Here is a 14,385-nt window from a genome sequence, read left to right as displayed (position 1 = left end):
CCCCCCCCCCCCCCCCCCCCCCCCCCCCCCCCCCCCCCCCCCCCCCCCCCCCCCCCCCCCCCCCCCCCCCCCCCCCCCCCCCCCCCCCCACGGCCGGAGGCCGTACCGGGGGTCTGGGGGCTTGCCCCCCACACGGCGGAGTCGCGAATCGACACAGCCGGGAAGGGGCCGGAGGGAAACGCCCGCCGCAGGCGCCCACCGCCCACCGCTCACCGAGCCGCCCCCGGGCGCCGGGGGAAGCCCCGGGACGGCTACTCGCGTGGGGTCGTCTCCTCTCGGATCACCGCCTGGGCGACCCGGAACGCGGAGTTCGCTGCCGGAACCCCGCAGTAGACCGCCGACTGGATCAGGACCTCGCGGATCTCCGTCGGGGTCAGGCCGTTGCGGAGGGCCGCGCGGGTGTGGAAGGCCAGCTCGTCGAGGTGGCCGCCCGCGACCAGGGCGGTGAGGGTGACGACGCTGCGGGTGCGGCGGTCCAGGCCGTCGCGGGTCCAGACCTCGCCCCAGGCGTAGCGGGTGATCAGCTCCTGGAACTCACCGGTGAAGTCGTCCGCCGCGGCCGTGACCCGGTCCACATGGGCGTCGCCGAGCACTTCGCGGCGGATCTTCATCCCGGCCTCGTACGAGTCGGGCCGAGTCACCCCGACCGCCTGCGGCTGCTCGGCGGTGCGCGCCGGGGCGATCTCGGCGACCGGGGCGACCGGCGCGGAGATCGAGGGGACCACCGGCGGCGCGGGGATCGCGTGGAGTGTGTCCTGCCAGGCCAGGGAGAAGTGGCGTACCAGCAGATCGGTGACGGCCGCGGGCTGCTCCACGGGCGCCAGGTGGGAGGCGCCCGGGACCAGCGCGAGGCGGGCGTCGGGTATGCCGGCGACCAGGGTGCGGGCCTCCGCGGGCCCGGTAAGCCGGTCCTCGGAGCCGACCAGGACCAGCGTGGGGATGCCGACCCGGCCCAGTTCGGCCCTGACGTCGAACGCTGCGAGCGCCTCGCAGGCGGCGATGTAGCAGCCGGGATCGGTGGTGCGCACCATCTGGACGGCCCACTCGACGATCGCGGGCTGCGCGGCGACGAATCCCGGGGTGAACCAGCTCTCGGGCGCGGTACGGGCCATCGGGTCGAGGCCGTTGGTGCGGACGATGACGCCCCGCTGCCGGAACTCGTCCGCCGTGCCGAACCGGGGCGATGCGGCGACCAGCGCGAGCGACGCCACCCGGTGCGGCAGCCGCAGCGCGAGATCGATGCCGACCGCGCCGCCGATGGAGCACCCCGCGTAGCCGAAGCGCTGCACGCCGAGCTCGTCGAGGGTGGCGACGAGGCGGTCGGCGAGGTCGGTCACCGAGCCGGCGGCGTGCGCGGGGGCGCCGCCGTGCCCCGGAAGATCGAAGCGCAGGATCCGCCACTGCTGGGACAGCTCCGGTATCTGCCGGTCCCACATGTGCCAGGTGGTGCCGAGCGAGGGCCCGAGGATGAGGACGGGCGCGTCGTCCGGACCGTCGATCCGGTACTGCAGGGTCTTCGGGGGCATCTGCGTCTGCGTCTCACTCACCCGCTCCACAGTAGCGAGCGGAGGCACGTGCTCCGGATCAGGGTGTCGCGGTCGAGACGACAAACACCATGGGCGAAGCCGGATCGCTCAGATCGGCGGTGATGTCCTGGGAAGGCCGGGGATCGGGCTGCTTGTGCCTGGTCGCGGCCCAGTCCGCCTCGGGTCCGAAGACCCAGCCGACCGTCTCGGCGTCGCGTTCGCCGATGCTGACCTCGCCGGTCTTCAGATGGGCGCGGCTGGTACCGACGCTCGTGAGGAAGGTGTCGAGCCCGGCGGCCGTGGTGCGGAACTTGACGTACAGCCGGCTGGACTTCCAGTTGCTGGTCTCGTAGTACGCGACCTCGGTGGACTTCGTGGGGATCGGCACCTCGAAGACACGGCGCTTCATCTTGGAGGGCCAGCTGTCGCGCAGTCCGGTGGCCGAGGACTCCGCCTCCTTGTCCCGGCCGCTGTCGCGGCTCTGCTCCGCGGAGATCACCAGGTAGCCGGCCGGGACGCCGATGAGCAGCACGATGACGATCGCGGTGAGCCAGCGCCGGCGGATCATATGGCGCCGGTCCTCGGGCGGACGTACGGGCTCGTCCACGGGCGGGGACTGTCGGGGCACGGTCACAAGGGGTCCTGAGGGGTGGTGCGGGTGGTGTTGCCGGCGCCTCCGGGGTTACGGAGGGCCTGGGCGTAGCGCTCGTATCTCTCGTAGCGCTCGACCCGGCGCCGGTTGGCGCGCCGGAACCGCCGGGCGACGAGCCGGGCGAGGTCGGCCGCGCCGACCATACCGGCCTCGGGGCCGAGCTGCGCCTTCGCGATACGGGCCTCCGGCCGGTAGCCGCGGCCGGTGAGATGGCGGCGGAAGGCGTCCCTGGCGGGGCCGATCAGCAGATCGTCGGCGGCACTGACCCCGCCGCCGATGACGAAGCAGGACGGATCGAGGGCGGCCGCCAGATTGGCGATGCCGACGCCGAGCCACTGGCCGATGTCCTGGAGCAGCTCGACGCACATGGCGTCGCCCTCACGGGCCAGTTCGGTGATCAGCGGGCCGGTGATGTCCGGGATGTTGCCCTTGACCCGATCGATGATGTTGTACGCGACCGGCGAGTCGGCGGCGGCCAGCTCGCGGGCCTCGCGGACCAGGGCGTTCCCGGAGCTGTACTGCTCCCAGCAGCCGCGGTTGCCGCAGGGGCAGCGGTGCCCGCCCGGCACGACCTGCATATGGCCGAATTCACCGGCGACGCCGTACTTGCCGCGCTTGACCTGCCCGTCCTCCAGGATCGCGCCGCCGATGCCGGTACCGAGCGTGATCATGACCAGATGGTCCTCGCCGCGGCCCGCGCCGAAGCGCCACTCGGCCCAGGCGGCGGTGTTGGCGTCGTTGTCGACCATGACGGGGACGGCGAGACGGTTCTGCAGCGAGTCGCGCAGCGGTTCGTTGCGCCAGGCCAGATGCGGCGCGAAGAGGACCTTGGAGCGGTCGGCGTCGACCCAGCCTGCCGCGCCGATGCCCACGGCGTGCACATCGTGCCGGTCGGAGAGGTCCAGGACCAGCTCGACGATGGTGTCCTCGACGACCTTGGGGCTCTTGGACTTGTCGGGAGTCTCGGTGCGGACCTTCTCCAGAATGATGCCGTCGGCGTCGACGACACCGGCCATCACCTTCGTACCGCCGATGTCGATGCCCACGGTCGGCACGCGGGGGGCGGTGAGGTGCGAGCGCCGCTCACGGGTGCCGACGGTCCGCAGTACGGTGGCGCGGGCGGAGCCTCGGTGGGCGAATTCGCGGTACGTGCTCAAGGCGTCCCTGCGGGATGTGGAGGGCGGTCCGGATCACCGGAGGCGGACGGCGCCCGCCGTGCCCGATTGTGCCATCCGGCCAGCCCCGCGGGCCTGCGCGGCCGCGGGGCGGGCTGCGGGTGACTGTGGCCGCCCTCACGCCGGGGCGGTGCCGGACCCGCCCCCGATACCCTGGCGGTCGGGTGTCAGCGCCGTGGCCCGCAGGGCGGGGTCGGTGAAGGACCGCTCGACCGATTCGTCCAGGAGCTCGAGCTCCGCGCGCACGGCGGCCCGATGCGGCTCGGGCAGCGCGTCGAGGAGGCCGTTCAGCAGGGCCCGGAGCCGTCGGCAGACCTGCATGGAGGTCGCGCCGTACTGGCGGATCTCGGTGAGGGCGAGCTGGAGGAAGTCCTCCCAGGCCCGCCCGGCGACCACCAGCCGGGGCAGACCGCGGCTGTCGTAGAGGGTGTAGCGGCGGCGCAGCGGCGCCGTGCCGAGGCTGTGCAGGAGCGCCTCGATGTGGTTCAGCACCTGGACGGCGGTCGTGGGGTCGTTCACGGCCGGCGAGAGCGCTCTGATCGCGACATCGACGAGGATGCGCAGGGCGAAGGCGGGGTCCTGCTCGATGGTCCGTTCGACGCCCAGGGCGACGAGCCCGGTCAGCTGCCGGGGGTCCGGCGGCGACGCGCCGTGGACCTCCATCAGTGTGGCGCCGGGCGGCACGGAGTCGCCCACCCGCTGGGTGAGCACGATCACGCAGTCGCGCCGCTCGGCGACGGCTCTCAGCCGCCCTGCGTGGAAGCCCTGGATCGTGCCGCCCTGCTCGCTGCGGACCGGGGTCACCGGGCCGCCGGGCAGCGGTCCGGGCGGGACCCCGGCCCGGAGCGTTCCGCCGGCGGCCAGGGTCTCGCCCCGGGCGATCAGCCGTCGTCCAGCCCGTGACACCAGGTCGGCGATGGCCACGGGCCTGAGGTTGTGGATGAACCGGTTGAGATAGATCAGGAGGAGCAGCAGACTCGCGGCGACGCCCGCTCCCGCCAGGGTGACGCCGAGATCGGGCACGAAGTCCGTCTCGATGCGGCGCAGCAGCGAGAAGGCGAAGGCGAACGTCCCGGCGAAGGTGGCGAGCACCGCCTTCTGCAGCCGGTCCCGGTACCACAGACGCATGTAGCGCGGTGACAGCGTTCCGGTGGCCTGCTGGACGACGAGGACGCCGATGGTCACGACGAAGCCGAGCAGAGCGACCATCGCGCCGACGATCGAACTGAGCACGCTGCTCGCGGTCGAAGCGGAGTACTGCCACTCCAGCGGCACCTTCAATCTGGCGTCGAGCCACACCGTGGCGTCCGCGAGGAGGAAGCCGAGAACGATGCCGAGCAGCGGAACGATCCACAGACTTGCCTTGGCGTACTGCCTCAGCCGGAAGACCGTCGCCCAGGACATCATCGCTCGCGCCCCCGGGTTGTCGGCTGGGGTTCTCTCCTCCACGGTAGAGCCGCTTCCCGATACGCACGAATCTTTCGATAAAACCCCGAAGAGCCTGAAATGCACTGACTGTCTAAGCTGATGGAGTGGCACGGGCCGCCTGGCCAGGGCGAAAGGGGTTCGCGATGAACGATTACCCGCTCGACTACCCCCTCATCGAGGACCACGGTCTCATCGGTGATCTGCAGACCGCAGCGCTCGTGACCACGCATGGCACCATCGACTGGTTCTGCTGTCCACGGTTCGATTCGCCGAGTATTTTCGGTGCGCTGCTGGACCGCGAAAAGGGCGGGTACTTCAGGGTCGCCCCGGCGGACCAGACGTACACCAGCAAGCAGTTGTACATGCCCGACACACCGGTCCTCGTCACCCGCTTCATGACCGAGGCCGGAGCCGGGGAGGTCGTCGACTTCATGCCGGTGACGGGCAGGACGGCGACGAATCGCCATCGGCTGGTCCGTCTGCTGCGATGCGTCCGCGGCAGCATCACCTTCCAGGTCGACATCGTTCCGCGGTTCGACTACGGCCGCGCCCCGCACGAGCTGCATGTCACCGAGAACGGGGCGGTGTTCGTCGCGGACGGGATGGAGCTGACCCTCCATGCCATCCGCGAGCCCGAGGACGTACGGCTCGTCACCGACGTCACCAGCGACCGCGACGTACACGTCAAGCTGACCCTGCAAGCCGGTCAGGAGCGGGGAATCGTCATCGAGTCCTCCGCCGACGGCCCGCCGCGGGAGATCGGGCACGCCGAGTTCGTGGAGCTCTTCGAGGACACGGTCCGGTACTGGCGCGACTGGCTCGCCCAGTCCCGCTACTCCGGCCGCTGGCGGGAGGCGGTGGAGCGCTCGGCCATCACGCTGAAGCTGATGACGTACGCGCCGAGCGGCGCGCTCGTGGCCGCGCCGACCACCGGACTGCCCGAGCAGCTGGGCGGCGAGCGCAACTGGGACTACCGGTTCACCTGGATCCGCGACGCCTCCTTCTCCGTCTACGCCCTGCTGGGGCTCGGATTCACCGAAGAGGCGACCGCGTTCATGGTCTGGCTGCACGACCGGGTCCAGGAGAAGGCGGGCAACTCCGGCGACAGCGGGCCGCTCAACATCATGTACCGCGTCGACGGCTCCTCCGACCTGGTCGAGGAGACCCTCGGCCACTGGGAGGGATATCAGGGTTCCAGCCCCGTACGCATCGGCAACGGCGCGGCCGACCAGCTCCAGCTCGACATCTACGGCGAGGCGATGGACAGCATCTACTTCGCCCACGAACGCGGTCTCCAGCTGGGCTACCGAGGGTGGAAGTCACTGCACACCATCGTCGACTGGCTCTGTGACAACTGGGACCAGGCGGAGGAGGGCCTGTGGGAGACCCGCGGCGGGCGCCAGGACTTCACCTACGGCCGGGTGATGTCCTGGGTCGCCTTCGACCGGGCGCTGCGGCTGGCCGCCGCGAGCGGCCGGCCGGCCGCTCGCGCACGCTGGAGCGGTGAGCGGGACAAGATCTACCAACAGGTCTACGACCGCGGCTGGGACGCGGGGCGGAAGGCGTTCGTACAGCACTACGGAAGCGAGGTGCTCGACTCGTCGCTGCTGCGGATGTCCACGGTGGGCTTCATCACCCCGAGCGATCCGATGTGGACCTCGACCCTGGACGCGATGGACCGGGAGCTGGTGTCCGACAGCCTGGTCTACCGCTACAACCCGGAGGCCTCGCCCGACGGTCTACGAGGCTCCGAAGGCACCTTCTCCCTGTGCACGTTCATCTACGTCGACGCGCTCGCGCGGGCGGGGAGGCTGGACCAGTCGCGGCTCGTGCTGGAGAAGATGCTGACGTACGCCAATCATCTGGGCCTGTACTCCGAGGAGATCGATCTGACCGGACGCCAGCTCGGCAACTTCCCGCAGGCCTTCACCCATCTCGCCTTCATCGACACGGCCCTCACCCTGGACGCGGCCCTGAACCGGGCACGTGGAAGGACCTCGCCTGCTCCGCCGGCCGACGCGGCGTGAGCTCCCGTCGGTTCCTCCCGTCGGGTCCTCCCGTCGGGTCCTCCCGTCGGTTCACGGCTCACGTGTCCCGGCCGTCCCGGGACCGAGGAGTACGACCCTGTCACCCGTACCAGGGACGGGTGCCCCGGCCTCGGTGACCGGGTCGAGGTACCCGTCGCTCCGTACCACGAACAGCAGGTCGTGCCCCGGCGGCCGGGCTTCCCCCGGCGCCCCGAGCACGAAGCGCGCGCCCTGCTCGTATCGGGCGGCCAGGATGTGCCGGACGAGGTCCCGCCCGAAGAGGACGTCCCGGCCGGTGCGGGTGGCGACGGCACCGGGACTGTCCTCGGGGGGACCGACCCGGTACACCGGGCCGTCGACACTGTCCCGGACCACGACCGAGACCAGGGCGTTGAAGTCGTCGTCGTCGGTGAGCAGCAGGACCGTGGTGACCCCTTCGAGCCGGGCCCCGGGGACCGTCGCCGTCGCCAGGAGTTCGCCCGGGGCCGGCTCGACGCCGGCCTCCCTGATCCGCTCGCGCTGCTCGTCGGGCCCCGCCCACATCAGTACGTCGAGCCCGGCGGACCGCAGGCACCGCCCGAGGTCGACGACCCAGGGTTCGCCTCCCACCAGAAGCGGTCTGGTGCGTGGCGACCGGACCCCGAGCCGCCTGGCGACCCACCCGGCCGTCAGCCCGTACAGCAGGACCGTGCCGACGATGACCAGGAACGTGACCGGAAGGATCTCGGACGCGCCCGCCAGCCCCTCGTCGGCCAGGGTGGCGGAGAACGTGGAGGCGGTGGCAGCGGCCACGATGCCGCGCGGCGCCATCCAGCCGATGAACGCCCGCTCCCCGCCGGACAGTCCCGCCCCGTGGGTGGAGAGCCAGGCGATGAGCGGGCGTACCACCAGCACGAGCAGGGCGACGAGCCCGGCGGTGGGCAGGAGTACGGGGGTCACGGACGCCGGCGGGACACCGGCCGAGATGGAGACGAACAGCAGACCGATGATCAGCTGGACGAGTGTCTCGAAGAAGGGCCGCCGGGCCGGTAGATCGAGGCCTGGGAGGTTGGCGACCGCCATTCCGGCGACGACGGCGGCGATGAGGCCGGTGTCGTCGCGCACGATGTCGCAGAGCGCCGACACCGCGACGACCGTTGCCAGTTGGGCCAGGGTGCCCAGCTTCTCGCCGAGTCCGAGGACGCGCAGGGCGAACCAGAGGAGCGCGGCCCCCACCACCCCGCCTGCCAGGCCGACGAGCGCGCTGAGCATGAACTCGCCGAACCGGTATCCCTGCCCCACCCGGAAGCCGCTGACCAGGATCGAGTGGAAGACGAGCGCACCGAGGATGCCGCCCACCGGATCGATCAGCGATCCCTCCCAGACCAGGATCCGCCGCACCCGCTCGGAGGGCCGGACGTGGTCGAGCAGCGGCCCCACGACCGTCGGTCCCGACACGACGAGGATCACCCCGAGCATCATGGCCGTGGCGAGCGGGACGTCGAACAGGGCGGGGCCGACGGCCATGACCGCCCCCGCCGTGATCGGTACGCCCAGCAGCAGCAGCCGCCCGACCACGGACCGGGTGCCGCGCCTGAGGAGGCGCAGATCGAGGTCGAGGCCCGCGTCGTAGAGGATCAGCGCCACAGAGAGCGTGACCACGGAGGAGAAGTGCTCCGGGATCAGCCTCTCCGGCTGGACGACGTCGGTCAGGGCGCCCGCGGTGAACCCGGCCGGCAGGAGCACGATCAGGGCAGGGATGCGCAGCCGGCTCGCCAGGATCTGCGAGCCGACCGCGATCAGCACGGTGAGTGCGACCCCGAGGAGGAACTCGTCGGTGCTGAGCACGGCCGTCCCGTCAGTCTCCGTCGGCCGGGTTCCCGGGCCCGCTCTCCCGCAGGTCGGCGTCGGTGAGGGATTCCAGCTCACCGTGGGTGTCCAGCCAGTAGAGCAGGAAGACGGCGGGGAAGACGACGATCGCCGCGACCAGCGTGACGAACGCGAGCCAGGTCAGTGACCTGGGGTCGCCCGCGCCTTCGGAGACGGTCAGGGACGTCGGGATGAGGTACGGGCGCTGGGCGAATCCCCAGGCGATGACGGCCGCCGCGACGACGCCGACCGCCGCGATGCGGGACCACATCCCGTCGGCCCGCAGCAACAGCCAGGCGGTGGCAAGGGCGCATACGGCAGCCACGATGACGAAGGCGAGGCCCGCGCCATGGGTGAGTCCGTGCCAGACATGGGGGGCGTCGCCGCGGGTGACGGCGAGCGCGCACAGGCCGAGCAGCGCCACGACGGCGAGGGCGGCGAGGGCGCGGCGCCGGAAGTAGCCGACGAGATCGGGCGCGTCGAAGCGTGCGGCGTCGGAGGTGAGGAACACCGCGCCGAGGAAGGCGGTGGCGGCGACGGTGACGAGCCCGAAGAGGACGGCGGTGGGGTTGGCCCAGGCGTCCGCCGAGGCCTCGGTGCCCGGCGCCACCCGTCCGGAGGCGATACCGCCGACGGCCGCGCCGAGGAAGAACGGGGTGAGCAGCGAGGCGATGGCGAACACCGCGCCGTAGACACGTCGTCGGGCCAGCCGCCGGGCGGGCTTGCGCAGCGCGAACCCGGCGCCGCGCAGGACCAGGCCGACGGCGGCGAGGGCCAGCGGCAGCCACATCGCCGAGAAGACCGTCTGGAACAGGACGGGGAACCCGGTCCACATGATGACGAAGATGAAGATCAGCCAGACGTTGTTGACCTCCCAGACGGGTGCCATGGCGTGGTCGATCAGCCACCGGGGCCGCTTTCCCCGCTCCGCGCCACCGGCGAACAGGTCCCAGAAACCGGCTCCGTAGTCGGTGCCGCCGGCACACGCGTACGCGGCCACCGCGAGCAGCAGTACGAAGGCGATGATGCTCGCGGTCGTCATGACGGGCCGTCCTTACCCGGTCCCGGCCGTCCGGCTGCCCGGGCGGCGGGCTCCTCGCCGGACGAGGGCCGGGAGCGCGGGCCGTAGGGGGTGTCGGTCTCCGGCCCCTCGGCCGGCTGCCCGGCGTCGGCGAGCCGCCAGCGGGTGCGCATCTTCAGCAGCACCGCGAGGAACGAGCCGAAGATGAAGACGTACACGACGATCACCAGGCCGAACATGATCCAGAGGCTGGTGGACCTGGTCGCCGTCACCGCTTCGGCGACCCGCATGTTCTGGTAGACGATCCAGGGCTGCCGTCCCACTTCGGTCGCGATCCAGCCGCATTCGACGGCGACGACCGAGGCGACTCCGGCGCATGCCGCGCCGCGGTAGAACCAGCGGGACTCGGGGAGCCGCTGGGGTTCGGGGAGCTTGCGCCGCCGCAGCCACACGAGGCCGTACCAGAGGGCGAGGAGCACCAGCAGGGAGCCGATGAAGACCATGGTGTCGAAGGCCCAGTGGACGATGGTCGCCTGGGTGGCGTTCGGGCGGTCGGACGCCGGGACGGACGTGAGTCCCATGACCTTGGTGTCGGGCCTGAATCCGGCCAGGATGGAGTCGAGTTGGGGGATCTTGATGCCGCCGGAGATGGTGCCGTCCGGGTGGAGGCGGCCGTACAGGTATTCCGGCACATGGGTGTCGGTCTCCCAGACGATCTCCATCGCGGCGAACTTCACCGGCTGCTTGTGGAACACCTGCCGGGCGATGGAGTCGCCCAGCATGAACTGGATCGGCGTGAACACGGCGGCGAGCGTGAAGGGCACGGTGAAGCCGAGCCGGTGGTAGCGGTCCCGGCGGCCCCGGAGCCGGCCGACCGCGTAGACGCCCGCGACGACGTATCCGGCCGTCACGAGCATCGCCACGACGAAGTGCCAGTACTGCGGCCCGAACATCGGGGTGAAGACCGCTTTCCAGATGTCGACGTCGACGGGGTTGCCGTCGGAGTCGAGCGTGAAGCCCTGGGGGGTGTTCATCCATGAGTTGGCCGCGAGGATGCCGAACGCCCCGAGCAGCGCGGCCGCGGGCAGCGGCAGGCCGAGCAGGAAGTGGGTCCGCGGCTTGAGCCTGCGCCAGCCGTAGAGGTAGATCGCGATGAGGACGGCCTCGAGGAAGAACGCCCAGGCCTCGACGCCGAATCCGATGCCGAAGACATCACCCCACTTGCCCATCAGGCCCGGCCAGAGCAGACCGAACTCGAAGGAGAGGACCGTGCCGGTCACCACTCCGACGGCGAACTGGATCGCCATGACCGCCGACCAGCGGCGGGCGAGGAGCAGGGCGACGGGATCGTTCCTGCGCAGTCCGCGATAGTGCATGATCAGGGTGATCAGCGGAAACGCCACCCCCATCGGCACCAGGATGATGTGGGAGGCCAGGGTGAACGCCATGAGCTCCCTGGCCGGGAGCAGTTGGGCGGGTGCGTCCGCCAGGAGATGGACGTCCGCGAGCAGGTGGACCGGATTGTGCATGCGTGCCTTCGATGGTCGGGCCCTTCGGAACGGGCGCGCGTCATCCGCCCGTGGCGAATCCGGGGAAGAGGGTCATGCCTCCGTCCACGTAGAGGGTGACGCCGACCACGTAGTCCATGAGGTCCGAGGCAAGGGCGACGGCAGCCTGGGCGATGTCCTCCGGCTCTCCGACGCGGGCGTAGGGAATGAGCCGCAGCAGGTCCTTCTCGGCTTCGGGGGTGTCCCACGCGCTCGTGTTGATCGGGGTCTTGATGGCACCCGGCCCGATCGCGTTCACCCTGATCTTCTTCGGGGCGAGTTCCTGGGCCAGCGTCTCCATCATCATCTGCACGCCGCCTTTGGAGGAGGCGTAGTTGACGTGGCCCGCCCAGGGGATGACCTGGTGGACCGAACTCATGCAGATGATCTTCCCGGCGGAGCGTGACACCTCGGGGACGACACCGCGCCGCAGGAACTCCTTGGTCGCCTCCCGGGCGCAGAGGAACTGGCCGGTGAGGTTGACGTCCAGCACCTTCTGCCACTGGGCGAGCGTCATGTCGGTGACCGGGGCGTCGCGCTGGAGACCCGCGTTGGCCACCATGATGTCGATCGTCCCGAACTCCTTGACCATCCGGTCGACCATGCCGACGACCTGGTCCTCCTGCGACACATCCGCCTCGTAGGCGGCGGCACGCACCCCGAGAGCCTGGATCTCCTCGACGACCTGCTCGGCGGCTTCCTGGCCGGCCACATAGTTCACGACCACATCGGCACCCGCCCGGCCCAGGCCGATCGCCGTCGCCCTGCCGATACCGGAGTTGGCTCCGGTCACCAGCGCTTTCTGTCCCTTCAGCAGCGGTGGGATCGCGGGCTGTGCCGCACCGGCGTGGGTGTTCACGATGCCTCCTGGATACGTGCCGGGGCCCCGGGCCGCCACAGCTGCGATCGGGCCCGCGCGCCACGGAACCACCCGCGGGCGGAGGCGGACGGCCCAGCGCACGCACGTTGGGCCGTTGGATGGTCGATGTTCCCCCGGTCGGATCAGCCGCGCAGACGTTCCACGATGTGGTCCCCGACGCGCAGGGCGTTGGCGATGGCGGTCAGGGACGGGTTGACCGCCCCGATGCTCGGGAAGAAGCTCGTGTCGACGACGTAGAGGTTGTCGAGGTCATGGGCCTTGCAGTTGACGTCAAGGGCCGAGCTGCGCGGGTCGTTGCCGAAGCGCACGGTGCCGGCCTGGTGGGCGGTCGCGCCGATGGGCATGCCCTTGTGCAGGTAGATGCTGTGCGACAGCAGATGGTTCTCGTGCATGCCCAGGTGGCCCAGCATGCTCTGCAGCTTGTGCCGCAACCGGTTCAGGCCCTCGATGTTGTTCTTCTCGTCGAGGGCCAGATGGATGCCGCCGTCCTTGTCCAGGGTGACCCGGTTCTCGCGGGCGGGAAGGTCCTCTCCGCACAGCCAGAAGTCGACGGCGTGGTGGGCGAGCACCTCGAAGGGCATGTTCGGTGTCACGGCCCCGGCCCAGCGCGGGGCCTCGCCGTGGATCTGCTCGGCGTCCGACTTGCCGAGCATCTGGATGCCGCCGAGCGGATAGTCCCAGTCGTCGGCTCCGAAGTACCAGTCGTTGAGGGCGAGGGTCTTCTGGAACTGGGTGTCGTTGGGCTCCTTGGACACGGCCATCAGCGCCAGGTTGTTGTGCCGCATGTAGTGCCGGCCGACGACGTCCGAGCTGTTGGCCAGTCCGTTCGGATGCCGGTCGTTGGCCGATGCGAGCAGCAGGACCGCGGAGTTGACGGCGCCGCATGCGACGACGACGACATCGGCGGAGAAGCGGGCCGGTGATCCGTCACCGTCGCTGCCGCCGAGCCGGGCGACGACGGTGCTGACACTGCGTCCGGTGGGGTCGGTCTCCAGGCGGACCACATGGGCGTGAGTGATCATCTCGACGTTGGGGTGCTCCAGTGCCGGCTCGACACAGATCACCTGTGCGTCGGACTTGCCGCGCACCAGGCAGGGGAAGCCGTCGACCCGGTTGCAGCGGATGCAGGCACTGGAGTGGATGGCCCGGCCCTGGTCGTCCTGCTGCAGATTGACCCCGATGGGCAGATGGAAGGGGTGCAGTCCGCGCTTCTCGAGGTCGTCGCTCAACTGCTGGATGCGCGGCTCGTGTTCGACCGGCGGGTACGCGTACTGCTCGCTCGCCGGGCCCTCAACGGGATCCTCCCCGTGCCGGCCGTGTACGAGATAAAGGCGCTCGGCCTGGGTGTAGTACGGCTCCAGGTCGTTGTAGCGGATCGGCCAGGCGGGGGACGTGCCGCCGTGGTGGCGCAGCTCGCCGAAGTCCTGCGGGCGCAGCCGGAACAGGGCCGCGCCGTAGAACTTGGTGTTGCCGCCGACGTAGTAGTTGACCTCGGGCGGGAAGCTGTTGCCGTGCTTGTCGAACCAGAACTCGGGCGCTCGGTACTTGCCCTTGACGAAGACGGCCGTGGAGTCCCAGTTGTCCCGCTCGCGGGGCAGGTAGTCGCCGCGTTCGAGGAGGAGTACGCGTTTGCCCGACGGGGCGATGCGGTGGGCGAGCGTACCCCCGCCCGCGCCGGTGCCGATGATGATGACGTCGTAGTGGGGGGAATCGCTCATCACAGCCACATCCTCGCGGTTCTGGCCTACAGACCGAACATATCGGTGGAACTGGGGCGCTGCGACCGGGCCGCTGTTTGCGCATCACGGCCCGCGCTGTACGGCCTGCGCCGTGCGGGACCGTCACAGCACGGCGATCGGGTTCACCGGGGACCCGGTGGCCGCCGGGAGCCGCAGCGGCGCGATCACACAGAGGAAACTCCAGTGGCCCTCCTGTTCGCAGGCCGGGGCCAGCTCCTCGAACTGCAGATAGTCCATGAGGTGCAGCCCCATCGCATGGATGGTCAGCACATGGACGGGGAAGGCGACTCCTTCCACCCCGCTCGGGGCCGTGTCGTTGTTGCCGTCGCCACCCAGCACCGCGACGCGTCGTTCGGCCAGGAACTCCACCGCCTCCGGATGCAGTCCGGCCCGTGCCTCCGCTGCCTTCCAGGGCCCGGTCTCGCGGGGGGGGGGGGGGGGGGGGGGGGGGGGGGGGGGGGGGGAGCCAGCAACGACGGGCCCGCCCCGCACGGGCTCCGGCCCCGATGACGGTCGCGAACCCCACTATTCGCCCGTCGTAC

The 14,385-nt window shown here is 70.7% G+C and carries 10 protein-coding genes and 1 pseudogene; 1 reads left to right on the top strand and 10 read right to left on the bottom strand.

Translation table 11 applies throughout. The features are described from left to right. Positions 1 to 251: 251 nt before the first annotated feature. The 4 genes from pcaDC to AC0699_RS15085 form a co-directional block, all read right to left on the bottom strand. Positions 252 to 1,526 (bottom strand): bifunctional 3-oxoadipate enol-lactonase/4-carboxymuconolactone decarboxylase PcaDC, encoded by a 1,275-nt coding sequence (pcaDC, locus tag AC0699_RS15100; protein ID WP_478659973.1) that lies wholly within the window; start codon positions 1,524 to 1,526, stop codon positions 252 to 254. A gap of 58 nt (positions 1,527 to 1,584) precedes the next feature. Then, positions 1,585 to 2,094: a hypothetical protein gene (locus AC0699_RS15095; protein ID WP_478659971.1), complete on the bottom strand. Its 510-nt coding sequence runs from the start codon at positions 2,092 to 2,094 to the stop codon at positions 1,585 to 1,587. Positions 2,095 to 2,156: 62 nt separating this feature from the next. Further along, on the bottom strand, positions 2,157 to 3,335 hold the full coding sequence (locus tag AC0699_RS15090) for an ROK family glucokinase (protein WP_478659944.1): 1,179 nt from the start codon (positions 3,333 to 3,335) through the stop codon (positions 2,157 to 2,159). A gap of 135 nt (positions 3,336 to 3,470) precedes the next feature. After that, the gene (locus AC0699_RS15085; RefSeq protein WP_478659942.1) at positions 3,471 to 4,802 is read right to left on the bottom strand and encodes a DUF2254 domain-containing protein; all 1,332 of its coding nucleotides are present in this window, start codon (positions 4,800 to 4,802) and stop codon (positions 3,471 to 3,473) included. 122 nt (positions 4,803 to 4,924) lie between these two features. Here AC0699_RS15085 and AC0699_RS15080 point away from each other — a divergent pair, with 122 nt between their 5' ends. After that, entirely contained in the window at positions 4,925 to 6,808 is a 1,884-nt protein-coding gene (locus AC0699_RS15080; protein ID WP_478659940.1) for a glycoside hydrolase family 15 protein, read from the top strand. Positions 6,809 to 6,859: 51 nt separating this feature from the next. Here the strand turns inward: AC0699_RS15080 and AC0699_RS15075 are convergent, their stop codons facing one another. The 6 genes and pseudogenes from AC0699_RS15075 to AC0699_RS15050 all read right to left on the bottom strand — a co-directional run. Next, positions 6,860 to 8,635 carry a cation:proton antiporter gene (locus tag AC0699_RS15075; RefSeq protein ID WP_478659938.1) on the bottom strand — a complete coding sequence of 592 codons (1,776 nt, stop codon included), beginning with the start codon at positions 8,633 to 8,635 and terminating at the stop codon, positions 6,860 to 6,862. A gap of 10 nt (positions 8,636 to 8,645) precedes the next feature. Then, entirely contained in the window at positions 8,646 to 9,698 is a 1,053-nt protein-coding gene (locus tag AC0699_RS15070) for a cytochrome d ubiquinol oxidase subunit II (protein WP_478659937.1), read from the bottom strand. Next, complete coding sequence (locus AC0699_RS15065; RefSeq protein WP_478659935.1) at positions 9,695 to 11,206, bottom strand: cytochrome ubiquinol oxidase subunit I; 1,512 nt, start codon at positions 11,204 to 11,206, stop codon at positions 9,695 to 9,697. The genes AC0699_RS15070 and AC0699_RS15065 overlap by 4 nt, the downstream gene beginning before the upstream one ends. A gap of 40 nt (positions 11,207 to 11,246) precedes the next feature. After that, positions 11,247 to 12,041, bottom strand: coding sequence for an SDR family oxidoreductase (locus AC0699_RS15060; protein WP_478659969.1), 795 nt, complete (start codon positions 12,039 to 12,041; stop codon positions 11,247 to 11,249). 185 nt (positions 12,042 to 12,226) lie between these two features. Further along, positions 12,227 to 13,822 (bottom strand): GMC oxidoreductase, encoded by a 1,596-nt coding sequence (locus AC0699_RS15055; protein WP_478659933.1) that lies wholly within the window; start codon positions 13,820 to 13,822, stop codon positions 12,227 to 12,229. Between the two features lie 123 nt (positions 13,823 to 13,945). Continuing rightward, a pseudogene (locus AC0699_RS15050) lies at positions 13,946 to 14,385 on the bottom strand (cyclase family protein); the annotation flags it as partial.

This window comes from Streptomyces sp. NPDC043870, from assembly GCF_056435785.1.
The sequence above is the reverse complement of the archived record's forward strand: the minus strand, read 5'-3'. Positions and strand labels throughout refer to the sequence as shown.